The organism is Polynucleobacter sp. 35-46-11, from assembly GCF_002281105.1.
Genome location: NZ_NCFJ01000697.1, coordinates 1 through 1,126 on the forward strand (window position 1 = coordinate 1; position 1,126 = coordinate 1,126).

The 1,126-nt window shown below is 47.2% G+C and carries 2 protein-coding genes; both read left to right on the top strand.

From position 1 onward, the window contains the following. Positions 1-864: aldehyde ferredoxin oxidoreductase C-terminal domain-containing protein (locus B7Y67_RS18900; protein ID WP_293599948.1), on the top strand; the 864-nt coding region annotated here is incomplete at its 5' end. Between the two features lie 10 nt (positions 865-874). Next, on the top strand, positions 875-1,126 hold a 252-nt coding region (locus tag B7Y67_RS18905), incomplete at its 3' end, for an FAD/NAD(P)-binding oxidoreductase (RefSeq protein WP_293599949.1).

The following is a 1,126-nucleotide window of genomic DNA, read 5'->3' on the forward strand; positions in this document are numbered from 1 at the left end:
GAGTATGAGGCTGCTTGGGCTTTAGGTGCGGCCAATGGGGTAAATGACTTAGAGGCTCTGCAGTTCGCTAACATGTTGTGCAACGAGGATGGATTTGATCCAATTTCATTTGGTGCAACTGTGGGTGCCGTCATGGAAATGTATGAGATGGGTGTCTTAACTAAAGAGCAGTTAGGCATTGAGGCGCCGTTTGGTTCTGCTAAAGCACTTTGCTACTTCGCAGAAATTACTGCAAATGGCGTTGGCTTTGGAAAAGAGCTTGGACTTGGCTCAGCACGCTTAACTAAAAAATACGGTCAGCCTGATCTTTCTATGAGCGTCAAAGGTCAAGAGTTTCCAGCATATGATGGTCGCGTGATTCAGGGTATCGGTTTAGCATACGCAACTTCAAATCGGGGTGCATGTCACTTACGTGGCTATACCATTGCTTCAGAAGTATTGGGTATTCCAGTGAAGACTGAGCCTGCTGACACACAAGGAAAACCAGAGTTGGTGAAGGCTTTCCAAGATGCTACTGCCGCTTTTGACTCGGCAGGTATTTGCATTTTCACAAGCTTTGCTTGGACGCTTGCTGATGTGGCGCCGCAATTACAAGCTGCCTGCGGAGATGAATTCACAGTCGAGAACTTAACCACTATTGGTGAGCGGATTTGGAATATGGAGCGTGACTTTAATAATCGTGCAGGCTTCACTAGTAAAGACGATAAATTACCTAAGCGCCTGATGACTGAGGCGGCGAAGACAGGCCCAGGTAAAGGTTCTGTGAGTGGTTTAGAGAAGATGCTGCCAGAGTATTACAAGGTCCGTGGTTGGGACCCTGAGGGGCGTCCGAGTGCAGAAACGCTCAAACGTCTAGGACTTTAAGATTCTCTAGATGAAGCACGTTATTTTAGGTAATGGCCCTGCAGGAGTAATTGCTGCGGAGACTATTCGTAAGCGCTCGCCCTCTGATCAGATAGTCATGATTGGTGCAGAGGATGTGCCCCCTTATTCGCGGATGGCAATTCCCTATTTGCTGATGGGAAATATTCAAGAGTCAGGAACCTATCTTCGCAAAGATCCACAGTATTTTGACAAACTAAAGATCGAACAGGTACATGCTCGAGTAGATGCAGTGGACTGCAAA